Source organism: Pseudomonas sp. SIMBA_068, assembly GCF_046534705.1.
In the GTDB taxonomy this organism is placed as follows: Bacteria; Pseudomonadota; Gammaproteobacteria; order Pseudomonadales; family Pseudomonadaceae; genus Aquipseudomonas; species Aquipseudomonas putida.
This window is the reverse complement of sequence record NZ_JAWRYI010000945.1, coordinates 1-257: the sequence shown is the minus strand read 5'-3', so window position 1 is coordinate 257 and position 257 is coordinate 1. Positions and strand designations below refer to the sequence as shown.

The following is a 257-nucleotide window of genomic DNA, read 5'->3' as shown; positions in this document are numbered from 1 at the left end:
CCACGGGTCGCCCTGGGTGCCCAGGAATTCGTCCGCACCCTGGCCGAGGGCCAGGGCCGCGCCCCATTCGATGAGTTCGTAGGTGGCGCTGATCGCCAGCACCACGCACACCGACAGGAAGGCCTGCATCTTTCGTCCCCGCACATGGTCGCCCCGCAGCAGGATCTCTCGGGCGACCAGGGCCGGTACGAAGCCCTGGAAGAAATGACCGATCTTGTCATAGGGGTTGCGGCCCAGGTGCAGCAGGTCCTGCAGGG

The 257-nt window shown here is 66.9% G+C and carries 1 protein-coding gene; it reads right to left on the bottom strand.

Annotation, left to right across the window (positions count from 1 at the left end):
- Nucleotides 1-257 (bottom strand): DUF2238 domain-containing protein (locus tag SB756_RS32200; RefSeq protein ID WP_410913519.1); only part of this gene is annotated, 257 nt, incomplete at both ends.